The 21,196-nt window shown below is 70.3% G+C and carries 17 protein-coding genes; 4 read left to right on the top strand and 13 right to left on the bottom strand.

Going from position 1 to position 21,196, the window contains the following annotated elements; genetic code table 11:
* Positions 1-160: 160 nt before the first annotated feature.
* Positions 161-871, top strand: coding sequence for a GntR family transcriptional regulator (locus YU1_RS0106795; protein WP_029003427.1), 711 nt, complete (start codon positions 161-163; stop codon positions 869-871).
* 617 nt (positions 872-1,488) lie between these two features.
* Here the strand turns inward: YU1_RS0106795 and YU1_RS31815 are convergent.
* Together YU1_RS31815 and YU1_RS0106785 are read right to left on the bottom strand one after the other, a co-directional pair.
* Positions 1,489-4,755, bottom strand: a complete 3,267-nt coding sequence (locus YU1_RS31815; RefSeq protein ID WP_198018854.1) for a hybrid sensor histidine kinase/response regulator — start codon at positions 4,753-4,755, stop codon at positions 1,489-1,491.
* Between the two features lie 172 nt (positions 4,756-4,927).
* A complete protein-coding gene (locus YU1_RS0106785) occupies positions 4,928-5,701 on the bottom strand; it encodes an SDR family oxidoreductase (protein ID WP_051356579.1) in 774 nt (257 codons plus the stop codon).
* A gap of 122 nt (positions 5,702-5,823) precedes the next feature.
* Between YU1_RS0106785 and YU1_RS0106780 the strand changes: the two genes are divergently transcribed.
* Positions 5,824-6,648 (top strand): hypothetical protein, encoded by an 825-nt coding sequence (locus YU1_RS0106780; protein WP_198018852.1) that lies wholly within the window; start codon positions 5,824-5,826, stop codon positions 6,646-6,648.
* 36 nt (positions 6,649-6,684) lie between these two features.
* Here the strand turns inward: YU1_RS0106780 and YU1_RS0106775 are convergent, their stop codons facing one another.
* The 6 genes from YU1_RS0106775 to YU1_RS28310 all read right to left on the bottom strand — a co-directional run bounded on the left by YU1_RS0106775 (position 6,685) and on the right by YU1_RS28310 (position 12,241).
* Positions 6,685-7,449 (bottom strand): SDR family NAD(P)-dependent oxidoreductase, encoded by a 765-nt coding sequence (locus tag YU1_RS0106775; protein WP_029003424.1) that lies wholly within the window; start codon positions 7,447-7,449, stop codon positions 6,685-6,687.
* 120 nt (positions 7,450-7,569) lie between these two features.
* A complete protein-coding gene (locus YU1_RS0106770; RefSeq protein ID WP_051356578.1) occupies positions 7,570-8,001 on the bottom strand; it encodes a PCC domain-containing protein in 432 nt (143 codons plus the stop codon).
* Positions 7,991-8,557 (bottom strand): PPC domain-containing DNA-binding protein, encoded by a 567-nt coding sequence (locus YU1_RS28320; protein ID WP_035714249.1) that lies wholly within the window; start codon positions 8,555-8,557, stop codon positions 7,991-7,993. The genes YU1_RS0106770 and YU1_RS28320 overlap by 11 nt, the downstream gene beginning before the upstream one ends.
* Entirely contained in the window at positions 8,554-10,209 is a 1,656-nt protein-coding gene (locus YU1_RS28315) for an acyl-CoA synthetase (RefSeq protein WP_035714247.1), read from the bottom strand. Before YU1_RS28315 ends, YU1_RS28320 begins: the two co-directional genes overlap by 4 nt.
* Positions 10,206-11,375: an acetyl-CoA acetyltransferase gene (locus YU1_RS0106755; protein ID WP_029003422.1), complete on the bottom strand. Its 1,170-nt coding sequence runs from the start codon at positions 11,373-11,375 to the stop codon at positions 10,206-10,208. Before YU1_RS0106755 ends, YU1_RS28315 begins: the two co-directional genes overlap by 4 nt.
* Positions 11,372-12,241 carry an IclR family transcriptional regulator gene (locus tag YU1_RS28310; protein ID WP_051356577.1) on the bottom strand — a complete coding sequence of 290 codons (870 nt, stop codon included), beginning with the start codon at positions 12,239-12,241 and terminating at the stop codon, positions 11,372-11,374. Before YU1_RS28310 ends, YU1_RS0106755 begins: the two co-directional genes overlap by 4 nt.
* 198 nt (positions 12,242-12,439) lie before the next feature.
* Between YU1_RS28310 and YU1_RS0106745 the strand changes: the two genes are divergently transcribed.
* On the top strand, positions 12,440-13,459 hold the full coding sequence (locus YU1_RS0106745; protein ID WP_029003421.1) for a TRAP transporter substrate-binding protein: 1,020 nt from the start codon (positions 12,440-12,442) through the stop codon (positions 13,457-13,459).
* Positions 13,460-13,464: 5 nt separating this feature from the next.
* Positions 13,465-15,360 (top strand): TRAP transporter large permease, encoded by a 1,896-nt coding sequence (locus YU1_RS0106740; protein ID WP_029003420.1) that lies wholly within the window; start codon positions 13,465-13,467, stop codon positions 15,358-15,360.
* Between the two features lie 74 nt (positions 15,361-15,434).
* Here YU1_RS0106740 and YU1_RS0106735 read toward each other — a convergent pair whose 3' ends face one another.
* The 5 genes from YU1_RS0106735 to ccoG form a co-directional block, all read right to left on the bottom strand.
* On the bottom strand, positions 15,435-16,559 hold the full coding sequence (locus tag YU1_RS0106735; RefSeq protein ID WP_029003419.1) for a hypothetical protein: 1,125 nt from the start codon (positions 16,557-16,559) through the stop codon (positions 15,435-15,437).
* Positions 16,556-16,720: a cbb3-type cytochrome oxidase assembly protein CcoS gene (gene ccoS, locus YU1_RS32570; protein ID WP_084539707.1), complete on the bottom strand. Its 165-nt coding sequence runs from the start codon at positions 16,718-16,720 to the stop codon at positions 16,556-16,558. The genes YU1_RS0106735 and ccoS overlap by 4 nt, the downstream gene beginning before the upstream one ends.
* A complete protein-coding gene (locus YU1_RS28305; RefSeq protein WP_051356576.1) occupies positions 16,717-18,969 on the bottom strand; it encodes a heavy metal translocating P-type ATPase in 2,253 nt (750 codons plus the stop codon). Before YU1_RS28305 ends, ccoS begins: the two co-directional genes overlap by 4 nt.
* A gap of 187 nt (positions 18,970-19,156) precedes the next feature.
* A complete protein-coding gene (locus YU1_RS0106720) occupies positions 19,157-19,663 on the bottom strand; it encodes a FixH family protein (protein ID WP_051356575.1) in 507 nt (168 codons plus the stop codon).
* 10 nt (positions 19,664-19,673) lie between these two features.
* Positions 19,674-21,146, bottom strand: coding sequence for a cytochrome c oxidase accessory protein CcoG (gene ccoG, locus YU1_RS0106715; RefSeq protein ID WP_084539705.1), 1,473 nt, complete (start codon positions 21,144-21,146; stop codon positions 19,674-19,676).
* Positions 21,147-21,196 lie beyond the last annotated feature (50 nt).

Here is a 21,196-nt window from a genome sequence, read left to right as displayed (position 1 = left end):
TACCTCTGCAAGGGCCGGGCCAATTGTGCACATTTTTCGAAAACGTTGGCGCAGGAAGGCCTCGTGCTGTATCTGACGGACAGAAAAGTCGTCGTCGGCGAATAATGTGCACATTTATTGCCATTAATGTGCACATTTTTGAAGCGGTGCAGGAGACGGTGTGAGCGAAGCGAGGCAGCGCGCGGCCAAGGCGGATCCGGCGGCGGACGAGGCGATCTACCAGTCCATCACCCGCGCCATCATGGACGGGCGCCTGAGGGCCGGCACCAAGCTGGTGGAGCAGACGCTGGCGGAAGCCTTCGGCGTGTCGCGCGAGCGCATCCGCAAGGTGCTGCACCGGCTCGGCGCCGAGCGGCGCATCGAGATCGTGCCCAATCGCGGCTCGCGCGTGCCCTCGCCCACGCCGGAGGAGATTCGCGCGGTCTACGAGGCCCACCGGGTGCTGGAGGCGGGCGTGCTGGTGCAGCTCGGCCAGATGCTCAATGACGAGATCCTCGCCCGGCTCGATGCCCATCTGGTGGAGGAGCGCGATGCCGCCGCGCGCGGCGACCGCGCCGCCTCGGTGCGGCTGTCAGGCGCCTTCCACACGCATCTGGTGGATGCGCTGGGCAATGAGGAGCTCTCCCGCTTCCTGCGCGACCTGCTCAGCCGGTCCTCGGTGATGGTGTCGGTCTACGAGCCGGCTACCCAGTCGGTGTGCGCGGTGGACGAGCACGGCGCCATCGTGGAGGCGCTGCGCGCCCGCGACGTGCCCCGCGCCATCGATCTGTCGCGCCACCATTTCCGCCATGTGGAGCAGCGGCTGCGGCTCGATCCCGTGCCCGCGCCGCCGGCGGACCTGCGGGCGCTGTTCGGCCCGGCCCAGGGTTGATCGACCTGAAAGGCGAAGCGGTTTCCGGAGCCCGCGCCGCTCAGCCCACATCGCAAGCTGATCGGATCATGCGTTCTTCCTCACCTGCTGGGAGACTGATTGACCGATCAGTTTGCTTCAGCCTGATCAGATCAGGCGCCAACGCTTCGATGGAGCGCGCGCTCGGCATCTGACCGCAGGTCTTGCTGCGAAACGTCCTGCAACGAGAAGTCTTGCAGCCAAAGGTCTCGCAGCCAGAAATCCTACCGCCCGCAGATATGGACGGCGATGTCCCGGGCGGAGGATGCAAGCATAGGCGCGGGCACCTCCCCCCTTGCGGGGCAGGGAGGGGGGTGAAACGCCATCCGCTTTCACCCGGCTTTGCCGCCTTGAGCGTCGGCTTAGGGGCAGATGAAGCGGCGCGCGCCCGGATCACGTAGCGGGGACGGTCGGCGCACGTTTCACCCCCCTCCCCATCCCTCCCCCGCAAGGGGGGAGGGGGCGCGTCGCGCGGGATCGGGGATGACGGCCCTCGGTTGCGAAAGGCGGCGGAGCTGAACGCCGGGTCAGACTCCAACGCCAGGAAAGAGAACGCGTTATCCGTTCAGCCCAGCGGGTGAGCCGCCCGGCGGAGCGGCTCACCCGCCGTTTCGTTCCGTGTCCCGCATGTCGGCGATGATGTCGGCCAGCCCGGCGGCGGTATAGGGCTTGGTGATCACCCGCACACCGGCGCCGAGCCCGTGCGCGCCGGCATCGCTCTGGCCGGTCAGGAAGACGATGGGCAGCGCGGCGTCGCGGGCGCGCGCCTGCTGCGCCAGCGCGACACCCGAAATGTCCGGCAGGCCGATGTCGGTGAGCAGCAGGTCCACCTTGCGCTTGCCCAGCAGCGCCAGGGCCGAGGCGCCGTCCGCCGCCTCCAGCACCTCGTGGCCCAGCTCCTCCAGCATGTCCACGGTGCTGGTGCGCACCAGCCAGTCGTCCTCCACCAGCAGGATGGTGCCGGGCCATGTCGCCGGGCGCGCCGTCTCGGGCATAGCCTGCGGGAGCGGGGAGGGCGGGGCCGCCGCCGCCGCCGCCGGCGCGGCCGCGCCCGCCCCGCCCAGCACCTGGCGCAGCTTGCGGGCGAGGGCTTCGCGCGTATAGGGCTTGCTCAGCAGCTCCACGCCCTCGTCCAGCCGGCCGGCATGGACGATGGCATTCTCCGCATAGCCGGAGGTGAACAGGATAGCGAGGTTCGGCAGGCGCTCGCGGGCCTTGCGGGCCAGTTCCGTGCTTTTCAGCGGGCCGGGCATCACCACGTCGGTGAACAGCAGGTCGATGGGCATGCCGCTCTCGATGATGGAGAGCGCGCTTTCCGCGTCCTTGGCCTTCAGCACCCGATAGCCGAGGTCGGCCAGCAGGCCGACCACGATCTCGCGCACCGCGTGGTCGTCCTCCGCCACCAGGATGGTCTCGATGCCGCCCGAGACCGGCCCGGTCTCCGCGTCCACCAGCACATCCTCCGCCTGGGCGGAGCGCGGCAGATAGAGCTTGACGGTGGTGCCCTGGCCCGGCTCGCTATAGAGCTTGATGTGGCCGCCCGACTGCTTGACGAAGCCGTAGACCATGGACAGGCCGAGGCCGGTGCCCTTGCCTTCGGGCTTGGTGGTGAAGAACGGCTCGAACACCTTCTCCAGCAGGTCCGGCGCCATGCCGCAGCCGGTATCGGTGACCGCCAGCAGCACATATTGCCCGGCGGTCACGTCCGTGTTCTGCCCGGCATAGGCGGTGTCCAGGAAGGCGTTGCTCAATTCGATGGTCAGCCGCCCGCGTCCGTCCATGGCGTCGCGGGCGTTGATGGCGAGGTTGAGCAGCGCGTTCTCCACGTTGCCGGGGTCGATGAGGGTGTTCCAGAGGCCGTCGGCGATGACGGTCTGGATCTCCACCGCCTCGCCGAGCGCCCGCCGCAGCAGATCGTCCATGTTGGCGATGAAGCGGCCGAGATTGACCACCTTGGGGACCAGCGGCTGGCGGCGGCCGAAGGCGAGAAGCTGGGAGGCGAGGCGCGAGCCGCGCGCCACGCCGGTCATGGCGCTCTGGATGCGCTGCTCGGCCTTGGGATGGCCCGCCATGTCGCGGGCCAGCAATTGCAGGTTGCCGCTGATGACCTGGAGCAGGTTGTTGAAATCGTGCGCCACGCCGCCGGTGAGGTTGCCGAGCGATTCCATTTTCTGGCTCTGGCGCAGCGCGTCCTGGGTGCGGGCGAGTTCCGTCGTGCGCGCCTCGATGCGCGCCTCCAGCGAGGCGGCGAGGTCGGCCAGCGCCGCTTCCGCCACCTTCTGGTCCTCGATGTCGGTGTTGCTGCCGACCCAGCGGTTCACGGCGCCGGACGCGTCGAGCACCGGGACGGCGCGGGAGATGTGCCAGCGATAGGCGCCGTCATAGCGCCTGAGGCGGAGTTCGGCCTGGTAGGGCGCGCCGTCCTCGCGCGACTTCACCCAGGCGATGGTGGCGGAGGCGAGGTCGTCGGGATGGACGATGGCGTTCCAGGCGGCGCGGTCGAGCGTGCCGTAGGGCCGGCCGCAATAGGCGTAGGTGCGGTCGTTGAACCAGTCGAGCGTGCCGTCGGCGGTGGCGGTCCACACGTGGTTGGGCATGGACTGCGCCAGCAGGCGGAAGCGCAGCTCGCTCTGGCGGATGGCCTCCTCGGCCGCCTTGCGGCGGGAGATGTCGAGAAACAGCACGGCGATGCGGTCGGTGCCCACGGCGCGGGCGCGGGCCTCGAACCAGCGGTTCGCCAGCTGCGGGACATGGATCTCGAACTGCGTGGCGTCGGGCGCGGCGAGCGCGTCCGCATAGCGCTGCATCATCGCCTCGGGCGGGTTGGGGATGAGTTCGCGCACGGTGCGGCCCAGCGCCTGCGCGGCGGAGATGCCGGTCTGGGTCTCGAAGGCGGGGTTGACCTCGATGACCAGCAGGTCCTGCACCCGCCCTTCCATGTCGCGCACCGCCTCGCCGATGAAGAAGCCCTCCTGCATCTGCTCGAACAGGTTGCGCCAGCGGGCCTCGCTCTCGCGCAGGTCCTCCTCCACCCGCTTGCGGTCGGTGATGTCCATGGCGATGCCGACGAAGCGGCGGTTGCCCAGCTCGGGGCTGGACACCACCTCGCCGCGGCGGGCGATCCAGCGGGTTTCGCCGGTGCTCGGGTCGATGCGGCGATACTCGGTATATTCCAGCGGGTTCTCGCGCCCGCGCCGGTTCGGGCCGGCGAGCGGCCGGTCCTGCGGATGCAGCAGGCCCACCAGCAGGTCGTCGGTGATCTCCTGGTCGGGCGGCAGGCGCCAGATCCGGCGGTATTCCGCCGAGACGTCGAGCCGTCCGGTCTCGGGGAACCATTCGAAGATGCCGACGCCGCCCGCCTCCTGGGCGATGCGCAGGCGCTGCTCGGTGCGCACCCGCTCGGTGGTCTCGACCACGATGGCGAGCACGCCGGCCGGCGTGCCGCTCTCGTCCAGCACCGGGCTGTAGTCGAGGTTCATCCACACGTCTTCCGGCGCGCCGTGGCGGTGGAGGACGAGGTGCTGGTCGCGATAGGACAGGGTGCCGCCCTTCAGGCCCACGTCCATGACATGGGCGTTGAAGGCGGCGACCTCCGGCCAGCCTTCCAGCACCTTGGAACCCAGCAGCGCGGGATGCCGGCCGCCGGCGAAATGGGAATAGGCGTCGTTGTAGATCATCAGCCCGTCGGGATTCCACAGCATCACGATGGGCAGGTTGGATCGCAGCAGCAGCGAAACCGCCGTCCGCAGGCTCTGCGGCCAGCCGGAAATGGGGCCGAGCGAGGTGGCGCCCCAGTCGAAGCGGGCGATGAGCGCTCCGGTTTCGCCACCCCCGGCAAGAAAGGCGTGCTGGTCGTCGGCGGGCATCGGCATCCATCGTCACGCGGACAGGCTCAGGCGCGATCAGGCTATAGCATGACTGAGTGCGGAAATGGATGAACGCCCGGATGGTTCCGGCGCGACGTGCGTTTCGCCGGACTTTCGCTCACGGATCGTGCCGTCGGGGAGGACAGCGGGCGCCTCGCCGCGCGCCGGCGGCTCAGAAATGGGCCAGATAGCCCCCGTCCACCGCCAGCACGTGCCCGGTCACGTAGCCCGCCGCCGCCGAGGCCAGGAACACGGCGCTGCCGGCGATCTCCTCCGGCATCCCCCAGCGGCCCAGCGAGGTGCGGCGCGCGAGGAAGGCGTTGACCTCCGGATCGGCCATCTGGCCGGCGTTGGGCGCGGTGGCGAAATAACCGGGCGCGATGGCGTTGACCGTGATGCCGTGCGGCCCGAGGTCGGCGGCGAGCGCGCGGGTGAGGGCGGCAAGGCCGCCCTTGGCGGTGGTGTAGGCGGTGTCGCCCGCCTTCGACAGCGGCCCGGCGATGGAGGTGATGTTGATGATCCGCCCGAAGCCGCGGGCGATCATGCCGGGCGCCACGGCGCGGGCCAGCAGCGCCGGGGCCACCAGGTCCAGCTCGATGAGGCGGCGGAAGCTGGAGGGCTCCATGTCCAGCAGCGCGCGCCGGTCGCGCAGGCCGACGCCGTTGACCAGGATGTCGACCGGCCCGGCGGCGGCGACCGCCGGCAGCATCTCGGCTTCGTCCGTGGCATCGAAGCGGCAGGGCTCGGCCGTCCCGCCGGCGGCGCGGATCTCGGCGACGGCGGCGGCGAGGCGGGCGTCGTCACGGCCGTTCACCAGCACCCGCGCGCCCGCCTGCGCCAGCCCCCTGGCGATCTCCAGGCCGAGGCCGGCGACGCCGCCGGTGACGAGGGCGGTGCGGCCGCTGAGGTCGAAGCCGGGAAAGCCGGGCAGGCGGTGACTTGGCATTGAAGGTCCTTGCGATGATCGCGTATATCCGGAGCGTATTCTGTGCCGTGGGTTGTCCGACGGCGATGGGCACTTCGGCCATGCCGCTCGCGCGTTTTTTCACTACCAGATTGCACACCGCGTTGGAGCCCTGGCAGTCCGCTGCCCGCAAGGGGCGGCTGCGGGACTTCGACCTGGCGCCCGGCGCCGTGCTTCCGGTGGCGCTGGTCCGGCCGGGACCGGCCGGCGGTTGCGCGGATCCGTTGTGCGGCCTGCTGGCGGCCGATGCGCGCGGATTCCACCGCCGCAACGCCCCGCGCGCCGGGTTGCGGCGCTGGGGCGTGCCCACCGCCATGCTGCTCGATCTCGACCGCTTTCCCAGCGGCGAGGCCTATGCCGAGGCGGTCTCCAGGCGTTCCCGCGGCAATATCGCCCGCGCCGCGAAGAAGGCCGCGCGTCTCGGCGTGACCTGGGCGCCGATCCGGCCGGAGAGCTATGCGGCGAGCATCGCCGCGATCACCGGCTCGAAGCGCGTCCGCTCCGGCGGGCCGGTGCTCGCCGCCTGGATCGGCACGGGCACGAGGACGGCGGATACGCGGGAGGCGCCCGCGGCGGCGGGCTGCCCGGCGCATTGGACGCTGGCCTGGGGGGCCTTCATCGAGGAAGCGGAGGGGCCGCGCCTGATCGCCTATCTGGCGCTGCGCCGCGTCGGCGACATGTGCCGCACCCATGAGCTCATGGGCCATGGCGACTATCTGCGCACCGGGGCGATGAAGTTCCTGTTTCTGGAGGTCGCCCGCTGGCTGATGGATCGCCGGGCGGCGGAAACGCAGGGCCTGCGCTGGTTCATGTATGGCGCCATGGAGCATGGCGCTCCGGGCCTGCACGAATGGAAGCGCCTGATGTGCTTCGAGCCGGCCAATCTCGCCTTCGAGCCGGCGGCGGCGCGCGCCTCGGGCGCGGCCTGAGGCCGTGCGGGGGCGTGCCCCGCACGGCGCGTGGTCTCACAGCCCGATGAGCCCGCCGGCCATGAAGCCGCCGTCCACGGCGATGGTCTGGCCGGTGACGAAGGAGGACTTGCCCTCGTCCAGCAGGAAGGCGATGGCGCCCGACACCTCGGAGGGGTCCGCATAGCGCTTCATCGGCACCGTCTTCATCCAGCCGGCGCGGGCCTCGTCCGTGTGCATGGCCTTGACCAGCGGGGTCTCGATGGGGCCGGGGGCGATGGCGTTGACGCGGATCTTTTCCGGCGCCAGCTCGACCGCGAGGATCTGGGTGAGCATGACGACGCCGGCCTTGGACGAGCCGTAGGCGGCCCGGCCCAGGTTGCCGCGCAGGCCGGACACCGAGGCGATGTTGACGATGGAGCCGCCGCCGTGGGCCTTCATGGCCTTGGCCGCCTCGCGCGCCACCAGGAAGGAGCCGACGAGGTTCACGTCGAGGATCTTGCGGAAGAAGTCCGCCGAGGTCTCCAAAGCGGGGAGGTCCTTGCCGATGCCGGCCGAGTTCACCACGCCCCACAGCGGGCCGAACTCCGCGTCGAGGGCGGCGACGGCGGCCACCACGGCCGCCTCGTCGGACACGTCGAGCTGGACGAACCGCACCTTGTCGCCATGGCCGGCGAGGCGGGCCCTGGCGCTCTCGATGCTGGCGGGAACCACGTCCGCCGCCGCCACCCGCCAGCCTTCGGCCAGCAGGCCTTCCACCAGCGCGAGGCCGATGCCGGAGGCACCGCCGGTGACGATCACGCTACCTTTTTCCTTGGACACGACTGTCTCCCTTCGTCGGGCCTGCGGCCCCGTCTTTCGCCGGCACGGGCGCCGGCGCTGGTCCATGCATGCGGGGTCGTGCTCCGCCGGGGCGGAGCGACGACGGCCGGAGGCTGGGGGTCAGGCGGCGTGGGCGTCCGCCAGCCACTCTTCAAGGGTGATCTCGAAGGTGATGCACACCGGGTTGCGGCCGGCCACGAAGCGGCCGGCGAAGATGCGGCCCTCGGGATCGGCCACGGTGCCGCTGAGCTGGGCGTAGGGCGCGCCGTCGGTGCTGCGCACCTCGCCCATGAGGGTGAGCATCTCCACCGCCGGGCCGGGCACGTCGATGCGGACGCCGGTATGCAGCTCCAGGCAGCACTGGCTGAGGCTGCCGAGGCTGCCGCGCACCACCGCGTCGGCGAAGCCGTGTTGCAGGCACAGCTTCTCGATGGTGTGGACGAGGTCCTCGTTGGGCCGCACGCGGGCGTAGAGGATGCGGCCGGTCTGGCCGCTCTCCGGCGGCGGTCCGTCCAGGGCGTGGGATACGGCGTCCTGAGGATCAGCCGGCATGATGGTCTCCCGTGGCAGGCTCGGCTTCCGCCGGATGGAACACCGACATGATGGTCTCGGGGTCGTAGCGCTGGCGGATGGCCTCGCCGGCGAAGGCGCGGGCGAACACCACCGGCGGCACGGCGCCGACGATGCTCTCGCCGGGCATGATGTGGCCGCCGAACAATTGGCCGTCGGGGCCGGAGAGCAGCGCGTGGCAATGCACCATGGGCCGGCCCTTCACATCGAGCCCCAGCGTTGCGCTGGCGCCGATCAGGCCGATGGGGCCGCCCATGCGTTCGGGGTCGGTGTAGCCGGCGACCTGCGGCTTGCCGGGACGCGGCGCCGCGAGGCAGTAGTCCACGCGGGCGAAGGTGCCGCCGGTAAGCGTGAGGGCGGCGGCCGAGACGTTCGCCGCCTTCATGGCGTTGAAGATGCCGTCGAACAGCGAGCGGCCGGGGATGAGCAGGAAGCGGAAGGCGCGCGCCTTCTCGCAGGAGAGGCTGTCCCACCGCCGGGCCGCCACGGGCCCGGGGTGCTTGAGAAGTCGGACGGGGACGTCGCCGGGCGGGCTCATGCGCTGCGCTCCAGCGACGCCGCCGGGGCGGGCTTGTCGAGCGGCAGCAGGCCGCGCTCTTCCAGCGCCTCGCGCACCATCTTCTTGGTGATCTTGCCGTAGGCGGACTTCGGCAGGGCGTCCCAGAAGAACACGCGCTTGGGCAGCTTGTAGCGCGACACCTTGCCGTCCAGGAACGCGGCCACCTCGGCCTCGTCCACCGGCGTGTCCGCGCGGGCGACGCACACCGCCACGCCCACCTCGCCCCACATGGGGTCCGGCACGCCGACGATGGCCACTTCCACCAGCGCGGGATGCTGGAGCAGCTTCTCCTCCACCTCGCGCGGATAGACGTTGGAGCCGCCGGAGATGTACATGTCCGAGGCCCGGCCGGTGATGTAGACGAAGCCCTCGGCGTCCATATGTCCGAGGTCGCCGGTGCGGAACCAGCCGTTGCGGAACGACTTGGCGTTGGCCTCCGGATTCTCGTAATAGCCGGCGAACACCGCCGGGCCGCAGACGCAGATCTCGCCGGTCTCGAACGGGTTCACCTCGGCGCCGGCCTCGTCCTGGAGCTGCACCTGCATGCCGGTGCGCTCGAAGCCGCAGGTGCCGATCTTCACGTGCGGGCCGTCCTCCGGCTCATGCAGCGTGGGCGGCAGCACCGTGATGTTGCCGGTGACCTCGCCGAGGCCGAAATACTGCACCAGCACCTTGCCCAGCTTGGCGAGCGCCCGTTTCTGGTCCTCGCGATACATGGGCGCGCCGGCATAGATGACGTAGCGCAAGGAAGAATGGTCGAACTGGTCCACGGAGGGATGCTCGACCAGCATCTTGGTGATGGTCGGCACGGTGAAGATGTTGGTCACCTTCCAGTGCTCCACCAGCCCCCAGGCCTCGGCCACGTCGAAGCGCTCCGAGGGCAGGAGGATGGTCTTCGCCGCGCGGGCGGTCTGCACCAATTGGTGGATGCCGGCGCCATGGGAGAGCGGCGCCACCACCAGCGAGGCGTCCCCTTGCGTGGTGCCGGGCATCAGGTCGCACAGATGGTTGGTGATGACGAAGGCCATCTGGCCATGGGTCAGCACCGCCGCCTTCGGCCGCCCGGTGGTGCCGGAGGTGAAGAAGAACCAGCAGGGGTCGTCATGCTCCACGTCGGCGGCGGCGAAGCGCGTGCCGAGATGGGCGGCCACCAGCGCGTCATAGTCCGGCCCGAACGGGGCCTCGCCGATGGCGATGACGGTGTCGATGGCCGGGGCCTCCGCCTGCGCCGCCGCCACATGCTCGGGGAAGTCCGCGTGGCAGATCATCGCCGTGGCGCCGGAGGCGGCGGCGAGATAGGCCACCTCGCCGGGGGTCTGGCGGAAGTTGGTGGGCACCCAGACGGCGCCCAGCCGGAAGCAGGCGAACATGCTCTCGAACATCTGGAGGCAGTTCTTGGACTGCACCAGCACCCGGTCGCCCTTGATGAGGCCCTTGGCCGCGAGGGCGGACGCCATGGCGTCCACCCGCGCGTCCATCTCCGCCCAGGTGGCGGTGAGCGGGCCGTGCACGAAGCCCACTTCGCCGGGAAAGCGGCGGGCCGCCTGCCGGAGAACGTGGGACAGGTTCATCACCCTCTTGGTGCAGGGGGCGACCCCGCCCTTGGGTGCGGCGATCCCTGTTCCGCTCACTTCAGCCGCTCCAGGATCGATACGTAGTTGGCGACCGCCGCGCCGCCCATGTTGAAGATGCCGGCGACCGCCGCGTCCTTGATCTGCATGTCGCCGGCCTCGCCCAGCAGCTGCATGGCGGAGAGCACGTGCATGGAGACGCCGGTGGCGCCGATGGGGTGGCCCTTGGCCTTCAGGCCGCCCGAGGGGTTCACCGGCAGGCGGCCGGTCTTCTCGGTGATGCCCTCGCGCACCACCTTGTAGCCCTCGCCCGGCTTGGCGAGGCCCATGACCTCGTATTCGATCAGCTCGGCGATGGTGAAGCAGTCGTGGGTTTCCACGAAGTCGAGGTCGTCCAGCGTCATCTCCGCATCGGCCAGCGAGCCGGCCCAGGCGCGGCGGGCGCCTTCGAACGCGGTGGGGTCGCGGCGCGACATGGCGAGGATGTCGTTGCGGTGGGTGCGGGCGCGGAAGGCGATGGCCCGCTCCAGGTCGCGGGCGATCTCCTCGTCCGCCAGCACCAGGGCCGCCGCGCCGTCGGACACCAGCGAGCAGTCGGTGCGGCGCAGCGGGCCGGCCACCAGCGGGTTCTTCTCCGACACCGTGTTGCAGAACTCGAAGCCGAAGTCCCGGCGCATCTGGGCGTAGGGGTTGGACACGCCGTTGCGGTGGTTCTTGGCGGCGATGCGCGCCAGCTCCTCGGAGCGGTCGCCATAGCGCTGGAAATAGTTCTGCGCGATGCGCCCGAACTGGCCGGCAAAGCCGCCCTCGATGTCCGCCTCCTCCTTGCGGTAGGAGGCGTTGAGCAGGATGTCGCCGACCTCGGCGGTGGGCTTGGCGGTCATCTTCTCGGCGCCCACCACGAGGGCGATGCGGCCGCGGCCGCTCTCGATGAAGTCGAGCGCGGTGTAGATGGCGGCGGAGCCGGTGGCGCAGGCGTTCTCCACCCGCATGGCCGGCACATAGGCGAGGCGCTCGTCGGCCATGGCCACCAGGGCGCCCTGGAAGTCCTGCTTCTGGAAGCCGGAGTTCATGACGCCGACGAAGATGCCGTCCACCTTGTCCGGGGGCACGCCGGCATGCTCCAAAGCGGCGCCGGAGACGCGGGCCATCAGGGCTTCGGTATCGGGCTCTTCGAGCTTGCCGAACGGGGTGTGGGCATAGCCCACGATGCAGGCACGGGTCATGATTTCACCTTCATGGCTGTGCGCGGCGCGGCGAGGCGGGCGCGGGGTGAGGGAGACAGGATGTCGGCACGGGGAGCGGGGCGGCGCAGCGCCGCTTCCAGCAGCTTGGCCTCGCGGCGCAGCAGCGGCACGAGATCGCGCCGCCGGTCCTCGCCGAGGCGGCTCTCGATGGCGGCGATGGACAGGGCGCCGACGGGGCCGCCGTCGGGACCCATGACGGGCACGCCGATGCCCCAGGAGCCGGGCATCAGGATACCAGGATTGAGGGCATAGCCGCGGCTGCGGGCGTCGGCCACGCAGTTGCGCAGCAGCGTCTCGGAATAGGCTGGGTAATCCTTGGCGAGCACCTGCGCATTTGCCGCGAAGATGCGGTCGATCTCGGCGTCGGGCAGGGCCGAGAGGATGGCGAGGCTGCCGGCGCCGATGCCCATGGGGTGGCGGTCGCCGGCGTTCAGCACATGGGTGCGGATGGGGAAGGGGCCCTCCTCGCGGTGCAGGCACACCACGAAGCTGTCGCGCGGCACGGAGAGGAAGGCGGTGTCGCCGCTCTCCTGCGCCAGGCGCGAGAGGCCGTCCAGCGAGAGCGCGTGTATGCCGAAGCGTTCACTCGCCAATGTTCCTAGAACGTAGGTCTCCGGTCCGATATGGTAGCGCCGCGTCAGCGCGTCCTGGTCCAGCAGCCCGGCCCGGACCAGCGCCAGCAGGACGCGCCGGACGGTCGGCTTGGGGAGGCCGGAGCGTGCCACCAGATCGGACAGGCGCAGGCCCGCATTGCCGCCGCGGCCGACCAGCAGCAGCAGGGCGATGGCGCGCTCGATGCTTTGAGTCCCGCCGCCCGAAAGAGGGTCGTCGCCGGTCCTGCTCACGTTTCGCTCCCGAGATCCATCATGTGGACCGTATTTTTTCTTTATATCCGCCGATCCATTGACGACGGTATGTAGGATGATAGACACCTTGTGCAGATCCTACAAGTGGGTCAGTATAGGTGACGCAATTAAGAGGTCCATATCTTGGACCCTAAAGAGGAAATAGGTCCACCGGACCAAGCCAGGAGGAGCAGGTTCATGTCAGTGTCTCGTCGCGCCCTGTTGAAGGCCACGGCCGCTACCGCCGTCACCGGCGCGGTTTTCGCCCCGTTCGTGGCGCGCGCCCAGCAGGCGGAATTCACCTACAAATACGCCAACAACCTGCCCGACACGCACCCCATGAACATCCGCGCCCGCGAGATGGCGGCGGCGATCAAGCAGGACACCGGCGGCAAGTTCGACCTCCAGGTTTTCCCGTCCAGCCAGCTGGGCTCCGACACCGACGTGCTGAGCCAGCTGCGCTCCGGCGGTGTGGAATTCTTCACCCTCTCGCCGCTGATCCTCTCCACCCTGGTGCCCAACGCCTCGGTAAGCGGCATCGGCTTCGCCTTCCCGGACTATGCCACCGTGTGGAAGGCCATGGACGGCGAGCTCGGCACCTATGTGCGCGGCCAGATCGCCAAGTTCGGCCTCGTGGCCATGGACAAGATCTGGGACAACGGCTTCCGCCAGACCACCTCGTCCACCAAGCCGATCGAGACCGCGAAGGATCTCGAAGGCTTCAAGATCCGCGTGCCGGTCTCGCCGCTGTGGACCTCCATGTACAAGGCGTTCGGCTCCGCCCCGGCGTCCATCAATTTCGCCGAAGTCTATTCGGCGTTGCAGACCAAGATCGTGGACGGGCAGGAAAATCCCCTCGCCATCATCGCCACGGCGAAGCTCTACGAAGTGCAGAAATACTGCTCGCTGACCAACCACATGTGGGACGGCTTCTGGTTCCTGGCCAACCGCCGCGCCTGGATGGCGATCCCCGAGGACATGCGCGTTATCGTCGCCAAGCATATCAACGCGGCCGGCGAGAAGGAGCGGGCGGACGTCGCCAAGCTCAACGCCACGCTGCAGGAAGACCTCGCGGGCAAGGGCCTCGCCTTCAACAAGCCCGATCCGGCCCCGTTCCGTGAGAAGCTGCGCGCCGCCGGCTTCTATTCGGAATGGAAGGGCAAGTTCGGCGACGAAGCCTGGACGGTGCTGGAAAACGCGGTCGGCAAGTTGTCGTGACCGATATGGCCGGCGTCCCTACCCTGCACGGCCATGGAGGGGCGCCGCTTGCGGCGTCCGCTCCCCTCAGCCCGATCGCCGCCGCCGCCGCCTTGGCCGACCGCGTGCTCGGGCTGCTGGTGGAAATCCCCGCCGCCTTGCTGGTGGCGGTGGAAATCTGCGTCCTGTTCGCGGGCGTGGTCGCCCGCTACGTCTTCCACAAGCCCATCGTCTGGTCGGACGAACTGGCCTCCATCCTGTTCCTGTGGCTCGCCATGCTGGGCGCCGTGGTGGCGTTCCGCCGCGGTGAGCACATGCGCATGACGGCGGTGGCCGCCAAGGTGAGCCCGCAGGCGCGGGCCTTCCTCGACCTCATCGCCATCACCTCCGCTCTGGCCTTCCTCGCCATGGTGTTCCCCCACGCGCTGGAATATGCCGAGGAGGAGGCGTTCATCCTCACCCCGGCGCTGGAGATTCCCAATTCCATCCGCGCGGCGGCGCTCCCGGTGGGGCTCGGCCTGATGGTGGTGTTCGCCGTCCTGCGCCTTGCCCGCGTGGCCGACCTGCGGCTGCTGGCGGCGGCGCTGATCACCACCGGCGCCATCGTCGCCGCCTTCTGGCTGCTCGGCCCCATGTTCCGGCCGCTGGGCAACATGAACCTGCTGATCTTCTTCGTCGGCGTGGTGGCGGTGTGCGTGTTCGCCGGCGTGCCCATCGCCTTTGCCTTCGGGCTCGCCACCTTCGGCTATCTGGCGCTGACCACGCGCACGCCGATGATGGTGCTGGTCGGCCGCATGGATGAGGGCATGAGCCATCTCATCCTGCTGTCCGTGCCGCTGTTCGTCTTCCTCGGCATGCTGATCGAGATGACCGGCATGGCCAAGGCCATGGTGCAGTTCCTCGCCAGCTTGCTCGGCCATGTGAAGGGCGGCCTGCACTATGTGCTGGTCGGCGCCATGTACCTGGTCTCCGGCATCTCCGGCGCCAAGGCGGCGGACATGGCGGCGGTGGCCCCGGTGCTGTTTCCCGAGATGAAGCAGCGCGGCGCCAAGGAAGGCGACCTCGTGGCGCTGCTGTCGGCCACCGGCGCGCAGACCGAGACCATCCCGCCGAGCCTCGTGCTCATCACCATCGGCTCGGTGACCGGCGTGTCCATCTCGGCCCTGTTCACCGGCGGCTTGCTGCCGGGCGTGGTGCTGGCGGTGACGCTCTGCGCGGTGGTGTGGTGGCGCTATCGCGGCGAGGACATGAGCGGGGTGGAGCGGGCCTCCTGGGGCCACATCCTGCGCACCTTCGTCATCGCCTTCCCGGCCATCGCCTTGCCTTTCGTCATCCGCGCGGCGGTGATCGAGGGCGTGGCCACGGCCACCGAGGTCTCCACCATCGGCATCGTCTACGCCGTGGCGGCGGGCCTGTTCATCTACCGCAAGTTCGACGCCAGGCGGCTGGTGCCCATGCTGGTGGACACCGCCTGCCTGTCGGGCGCCATCCTGCTGATCATCGGCACCGCCACGGGCATGGCCTGGGGGCTGACGCAGTCCGGCTTCTCCCGCTCGCTGGCCACCGCCATGACCGGCCTGCCGGGCGGTGCCATGACCTTCATGGCCGTGTCGGTGGTGGCCTTCATCGTGCTGGGCAGCGTGCTGGAGGGCATCCCCGCCATCGTGCTGTTCGGGCCGCTGCTGTTCCCCATCGCCCGCGCCGTGGGCATCCACGAGGTGCACTATGCCATGGTGGTCATCCTGGCCATGGGCATCGGCCTGTTCGCCCCGCCGTTCGGGGTGGGCTATTACGCCGCCTGCGCCATCGGCCGGGTGGACCCGGTGGCGGGCATGAAGCCGATCCTCGGCTACATGATCGCCCTGTTCATCGGTCTCGTGGTGGTGGCCCTGGTGCCGTGGTTCTCCATCGGCTTCCTGTGAGGGCGTGACATTCAGCGGGCGCCGCGCCGGGGAGACCCGCGCGGCGCCCGTCACGTTTCAGGCCCGAGCGAGGATCAGAACAGGCGCCCGGCGAGCGCGGCGCCGACGATGGCGGCGGAGAACAGCGCGCCGTCATGCAGCGCGAGGCCGAGGCGGCCGGGCCGTGCCGCCTGGTGCAGCCATCCGGTGCAACCCACGGTGGCCACCGACCAGCCGGCGCCGACGAGAATGAGCGCGGCGGCGAGCAGCGTCGGCTGGCCGGAGACCTGGAGCGGATAGGCCGCCGCCACCAGCGCGAGGCCGGCGAAGGCCAGCACCTGCGGCGACAGCAGCCGGCCGATGAGGGCGAGCGGCACGGCGGGCGCGTACATGGCCGCCACGTGCAGCGCGATGAAGCCGAACACCGCGCCCTCACCGATGCCGCAGCCGAGCAGCGCCAGCGGCGCACCGGCCATGATGAGGCTCATGCCGAACCACGCCAGCATGCCCACCGCCGTCGGCAGGACGATGGCGCGCAGCGGCCCCGCCACGCCGGTTTCCGTCCACGGGCGCACATCGGGGGCGAGGCGCACGGCCACCGCCAGGGATGCGGTGTGGGCGAGCGCGGCCAGCACCGCCGAGCCCACCAGGAAGACCGGGGAGAACAGCGCTTCGGCGAAGCCCGCCAGCGTCGGGCCGGCGAGAGCGGCCAGCAGCCCGCCTGCCATCACCCCGGCGGCGGCTGCGGCGGGGCGCCCGGCGGAAGCGGCGGCCTCGTGCCGGTAGAAGAAGGAAAAGCCCTGCGCCATGCCGAGCCACAGCGCGCCGAGGCAGGCGAAGGTGAACTGCCGCTGCAGCAGGCCGGCGGCGAGGATGGCGCCGCCGGCGATGCCCAGCGAGGCGCCGAGCGCAAATCCGGTGCGGCGGCCGAAGGCATCGCCCAGGAAGGAGGCCGGGAAGGAGGCGAGGGCCGCCCCCAGCATCAGCGCGGCGAACGGCAGGGTGGCGAGCGAGGGGCGCGGCGCCAGCAGCGCGCCGGCGAGCGGCAGCACACCGGCGGCCAGCGTCTGCGCCAGGACGGCGAAGGCGAAGCCCAGCGCCAGCGGCAGCGCACGCGGGCGCGCCCCGGCATTGTCATTGGCCGGCGCATCGAAGCTGGGGTCGCAGATGCAGGCGAGCATGCCGGCGCGGGTGGCGCTGACCGGCGCGAGGCGGCTCATCGGGGCAGGTCCTCCTTGCGCAGGTCGTCGTCGGAGAGGATGCGCACGGCCGCGCCGTCGAGATCCTCATACTGCCCGGCCTTCAGGCTCCACAGGAAGGCCAGCAGGCCGCAGAAGCCGAGGCCCAGGGCGGCGGGCACGAGATAAAGCAGAACGGTCATGCGCGGACCTCCACGGGCGTCAGCGGCGGCGTCGCGCCATTATCCACCGCGCCATCGTCCACCGCATCGTCCTCCGCCGGGCGCTCGCGCCGTAGCGGCCGGCCGGCGCGCATGGCGTTCACCGTGACCAGGATGGACGAGCCGGACATGGCGAGCGCCGCCACCAGGGGCGTCACATGGCCGGCAACCGCGAGCGGCACGGCGATCAGATTGTAGAGCACGGCGACGCCGAGATTCTGCCGCATCAGCCGGGCGGCGACGCGGGCACCGTCGATGGCGAGGCGCACCGGGGCGAGGCGGGTGCCGATGAACACCGCGTCGGCCTGGGCCTGCGTCACCGCGACGCCGCTGGCCGGCGAGAGCGACACGGTGGCGGCGGCCAGGGCCGGGGCGTCATTGAGCCCGTCGCCCACCATCAGCACCTTGCGGCCCTCGGCCTTGAGGCGCTCCAGCGCCGCGATCTTGTCCGCCGGGCGCAGGCCGGCGCCATAGCTGGAGATGCCGAGCGCCGCCGCCACGGCCGCCACCGGCCCCTCGCGGTCGCCGGAGAGGATGCGCACGTCGAGACGCCGGGCCTTCAGCGCGGCGACCACCTCGACCGCATCGGCGCGCAGCGCCTGGTCGAGCCCGATCACCGTCGCCCGGTTGCCGGCCCGCACGGCGATGGGCGTGGCGGTGGCCGGAAGATCGGCGGGCAAAACGGTGTCGCAGAAGGCGAGGCTGCCGAGGCGCAGCTCCTGCCCGTCGACCACCGCTTTCACGCCGGCGCCGGGCACTTCCTCCACGTCTTCGAAGGCGGGCCCCTGGGCGTGGCGGGCGAGGGCGGCGGCGAGCGGGTGGCGGCTGGACAGGGCCAGGCGGGCGGCGAGCGCCACCAGGTCCGGCTCGGCGCCGGCCGGCAGCCGCAGCGCCGGTTCGGGCAGGGTGAGGGTGCCGGTCTTGTCGAACACGACCGTGTCCACGCCGGCGAGGCGCTCCAGCATGTCGCCGGCATTGACCAGCAGGCCGGCGCGGAACAGGCGCCCGGTCGCCACCACCTGCACGGCGGGCACGGCCAGAGCCAGGGCGCAGGGGCAGGTGATGATGAGCACGGCCACGGCGATCATCACCGCGTCATGCACGCTGGCGCCGAACAGCAGCCAGCCGAGCGCGGAGGCAAGGGCGGTGAGATGCACCACCGGCGCATAGAGCCGGGCCACGCGGTCGGCGAGGCGCACATAGCCGGCCCGCTGCGACAGCGCGCCGTCCAGCAGGCGCTGCACGTCGTCGATCAGCGTGCCTTCGCCGCCGGCGGTGACGCGGATGGTCAGGGCACCGGCGCCGTTGAGGCTGCCGGCATAGAGGCGGTCGCCCGCGGTGACGGCGCGAGGCAGGGTCTCGCCGGTGATGAGCGCTTCGTCGAGCGCTGAGGCGCCGGCCTCCACGATGCCGTCGGCGCCGACCCGCTCGCCGGCCGCCACCAGGATGCGGTCGCCGGGCTTCAGCGCCTGGACGGGGACCCACACCGCATGGCCGGCGGCATCGAGCCGTTGCGCCATCTCGCCGCGCAGGGCGGCGAGGTTGCCGGCCACGGCGCGGGTGCGCCGGCGCGCCTCATGGTCGAGATAGCGCCCGGCCAGCAGGAAGAACAGCAGCATCACCGCGCTGTCGAAGAAGGCGTGCTCGCGGTGCAGGATGGTCTCCACCAGCGACATGCCGAGCGCCAGGATGACGCCGAGCGAGATCGGCACGTCCATGTTGAGTGAGCGGGTGCGCAGCGCCCGGTAGGCGCTCTGGAAGAAGGGCTGGCCGGCATAGGCCGCCGCCGGCAGGGCGATGAGCGCGGAGATCCAGTGGAACAGGTCGCGGGTTTCCGGCGTGATGTCGGTAACGTTGCCGGCCCACACCGAGACCGAGAGCAGCATGACGTTCATCATGGCGAAGCCGGCGACGCCGAGGCAGCGCAGCAGCCATTGCGAGCGCCGCGCCTCCGCCTCTTCCGCCCGGCCCGCGAAGGGGTGGGCGCGATAGCCCAGGCTCTCCAGCCGGCTGACCAGCGCGGCGGGCTCGCCCTCGCCGTCCCAGGCCACCGTGAGGCGGTGGGTGCTGTAGTTGAGCCGGGCCTGCACCACGCCGGGCAGGGCCAACACGCCGTTTTCGATGTCGGAGATGCAGGCGGCGCAGTCGATGCCGTCGATGGCGAGGCTCATCTGGGAGCGGCCATCGGCCTCCCGCGCCATGAAGATGGAATAATCGACAGCCTGGGCCATGCGTCGTGCCTGTGGTTCGGTGCCGGACGTCCGGTTTATCCGGCATCGGCGCCTTCATCCAGAGGCGATGGAACCCTGGGCGGAAGGGCCGGCCTGAAAGGTGCCGGCCGAAGCGGTCCGCCCGACCGCCTCGGCCGGCGCTGCGTTCGCCTGATGAACCATGTTCCCCCCAGAGAACGGGTTCGGCTTAGCGCAGCTGCACTCTATTCTTGGACCGGAACAGGCGGGTGCCGCCTTGAGCCAGATCAACGATCAGCTCCCATTGCCCCTTGTGCACGCTGGCCGTGCCCTGATAGCGCCCGCCGGTGGCTTCGTTGAGGTCCACCACCACGTCCTGGCGGGCGTCGGCGGGGTGGGCGAAGCGCGCGTCCACGTCGTATCCGGCCAGGGGATTGCCCTTGGCGTCCACGGCCTCGATGGCGACGATGCGGCTGCCGTCCGCCCCGTCACGGACGGTGAGGTTCACCTGCCACTTTCGCGCGTCTTGGTCGGCGGCGGCGATCTCCTCGCCCCGGAAGGCGAGGCCGGCCTTGTAGGAGCTCTCGGTCTCCAGGCCGCCGAAGGTGCTGATGGCATAATGGGCCATCACCACGTTGACGGAGATGATGACGCCGAAGAAGGCGACGAGAATGGTGAAGACGTGCCATCCGGTGATCTTGCCCCCGGCGCGCGGCCGGGCTTGAGCCTGTGCCATGGTGTGTTCCTCAGGGGCCGATGAAGTGGTCTTTGGCGATGGCGGTCTCGCCGCTGGTGAGATCGCGGATGCGGAAGAAGACGGGGATGGAGGCGCCGGCGTCGAGCTTGCCGGCATGCGTCACCAGCACGCGGGCCTCCAGGGTCTGGTCCGGGCCGACGGTGAGCACGTCGCCTTCCGGTCCCGATTCCGTGCCCACGACCGCGATGCGCGCGTCGGGCAGCCCGTCCAGGGTCAGGACGAAGCGGCGCGGCTCCAGCTTCTTGTTGATGAGCCGCACGGTATAGGCGTTGCGCAGGGCGCCGTCGGACAGCCGCACGAACACCGGGTTGCGGTCGTGGATGGCGGCGAGCCCTTCGGTGCTGCGGTCGGCGAGGCTGTAGATCATGATGCCGCCCACCAGCGCGATCAGCGCCGTGTAGAGGACGGTGCGCGGCCGCACGATGCGCCGCACCGGCGGCAGGCCCGCCGCGCGGGCCTCCAGGTTCTTCTCGGACTCATAGGCGATCAGCCCGCGCGGGCGGCTGATCTTGTCCATCACGTTGTTGCAGGCGTCGATGCACAGGCCGCACTGGATGCATTCTAGCTGCATCCCGTGGCGGATATCCACGCCGGTGGGACAGACGTTGACGCACTGGTTGCAGTCGATGCAGTCGCCCGCCTTCTCGCCGGCGGCGCGCGCCACCGCCGCCTTCTTCACCGAGCCGCGCGGCTCGCCGCGGTCATAGAGATAGGTGACGTTGAGGGCGTATTCGTCGGTCAGCGCCGCCTGGATGCGCGGCCAGGGGCACATGTAGGTGCACACCTGCTCGCGCATGTGGCCGGCCAGCGTGTAGGTGGTGAAGGTCAGCACGGCGATGGAGGCATAGGCCACGGTCGGCGCCTGGAAGGTGGCGAGATCCCACACCAGGCTCGGCGCATCGGCGAAATAGAGCACCCAGGCGCCGCCGGTCCACCAGGCGAGCAGCAGCCAGACGCTGTGCTTGAGCGTCTTGTGGGCGACCTTCTCCAGCGTCCAGGGACCGGCATCGGCAAGCATGTGCTCGCGGCGGTCACCCTCGATCAGCCGCTCCACGGCGAGGAACAGGTCGGTCCAAACCGTCTGCGGGCAGAGGTAGCCGCACCACACGCGCCCGGCCACCGCGTTCATCAGGAAGAGGATGAGGGCGGCGAGGATCAGCAGGCCGGCGAGGTAATAGAATTCCTGCGGCCAGATCTCGATGAAGAAGAAGTAGAAGCGCCGCGTCGGGAAGTCGATCAGCACCGCCTGGTTGGGCGCATCGGGACCGCGGTCCCAGCGCACGAACGGCAGGAAGTAGTAGATGCCGAGCGTGATGGCGAGCAGCACCCACTTGGTGGTGCGCAGGCGGCCATGGACGCTTTGCGGATAGATGGCGCGGCGGGCTGCATAGAGCACCTCTTCGGCGGGTGCGGCAGGCTCCGTCTTGCGGGGGGGCTGGGGCTTGAGGGCGGCGGCGGTCATGATGCGGGGCTCTTGCCGGGTCTATCCCGGATGAGGATGGGGATGCGCCA

This window comes from Azorhizobium doebereinerae UFLA1-100, assembly GCF_000473085.1.
Classification (GTDB): domain Bacteria; phylum Pseudomonadota; class Alphaproteobacteria; order Rhizobiales; family Xanthobacteraceae; genus Azorhizobium; species Azorhizobium doebereinerae.
This window is presented reverse-complemented; position numbering and strand designations above follow the sequence as displayed.

Bases quoted from the DNA above. Each gene is read 5' to 3' on its own strand.
- YU1_RS31815 (WP_198018854.1), bottom strand. From the start codon at position 4,755: ATGCCCGCCGACGACCAGCACGCCTTTCTTGCCGGGGGTGGCGAAACC.
- YU1_RS0106785 (WP_051356579.1), bottom strand. From the start codon at position 5,701: ATGCCAAGTCACCGCCTGCCCGGCTTTCCCGGCTTCGACCTCAGCGGC.
- YU1_RS0106770 (WP_051356578.1), bottom strand. From the start codon at position 8,001: ATGCCGGCTGATCCTCAGGACGCCGTATCCCACGCCCTGGACGGACCG.
- YU1_RS28320 (WP_035714249.1), bottom strand. From the start codon at position 8,557: ATGAGCCCGCCCGGCGACGTCCCCGTCCGACTTCTCAAGCACCCCGGG.
- YU1_RS0106755 (WP_029003422.1), bottom strand. From the start codon at position 11,375: ATGACCCGTGCCTGCATCGTGGGCTATGCCCACACCCCGTTCGGCAAG.
- YU1_RS0106745 (WP_029003421.1), top strand. From the start codon at position 12,440: ATGTCAGTGTCTCGTCGCGCCCTGTTGAAGGCCACGGCCGCTACCGCC.
- YU1_RS0106740 (WP_029003420.1), top strand. From the start codon at position 13,465: ATGGCCGGCGTCCCTACCCTGCACGGCCATGGAGGGGCGCCGCTTGCG.
- YU1_RS0106735 (WP_029003419.1), bottom strand. From the start codon at position 16,559: ATGAGCCGCCTCGCGCCGGTCAGCGCCACCCGCGCCGGCATGCTCGCC.
- ccoS (WP_084539707.1), bottom strand. From the start codon at position 16,720: ATGACCGTTCTGCTTTATCTCGTGCCCGCCGCCCTGGGCCTCGGCTTC.
- YU1_RS28305 (WP_051356576.1), bottom strand. From the start codon at position 18,969: ATGGCCCAGGCTGTCGATTATTCCATCTTCATGGCGCGGGAGGCCGAT.
- YU1_RS0106720 (WP_051356575.1), bottom strand. From the start codon at position 19,663: ATGGCACAGGCTCAAGCCCGGCCGCGCGCCGGGGGCAAGATCACCGGA.
- ccoG (WP_084539705.1), bottom strand. From the start codon at position 21,146: ATGACCGCCGCCGCCCTCAAGCCCCAGCCCCCCCGCAAGACGGAGCCT.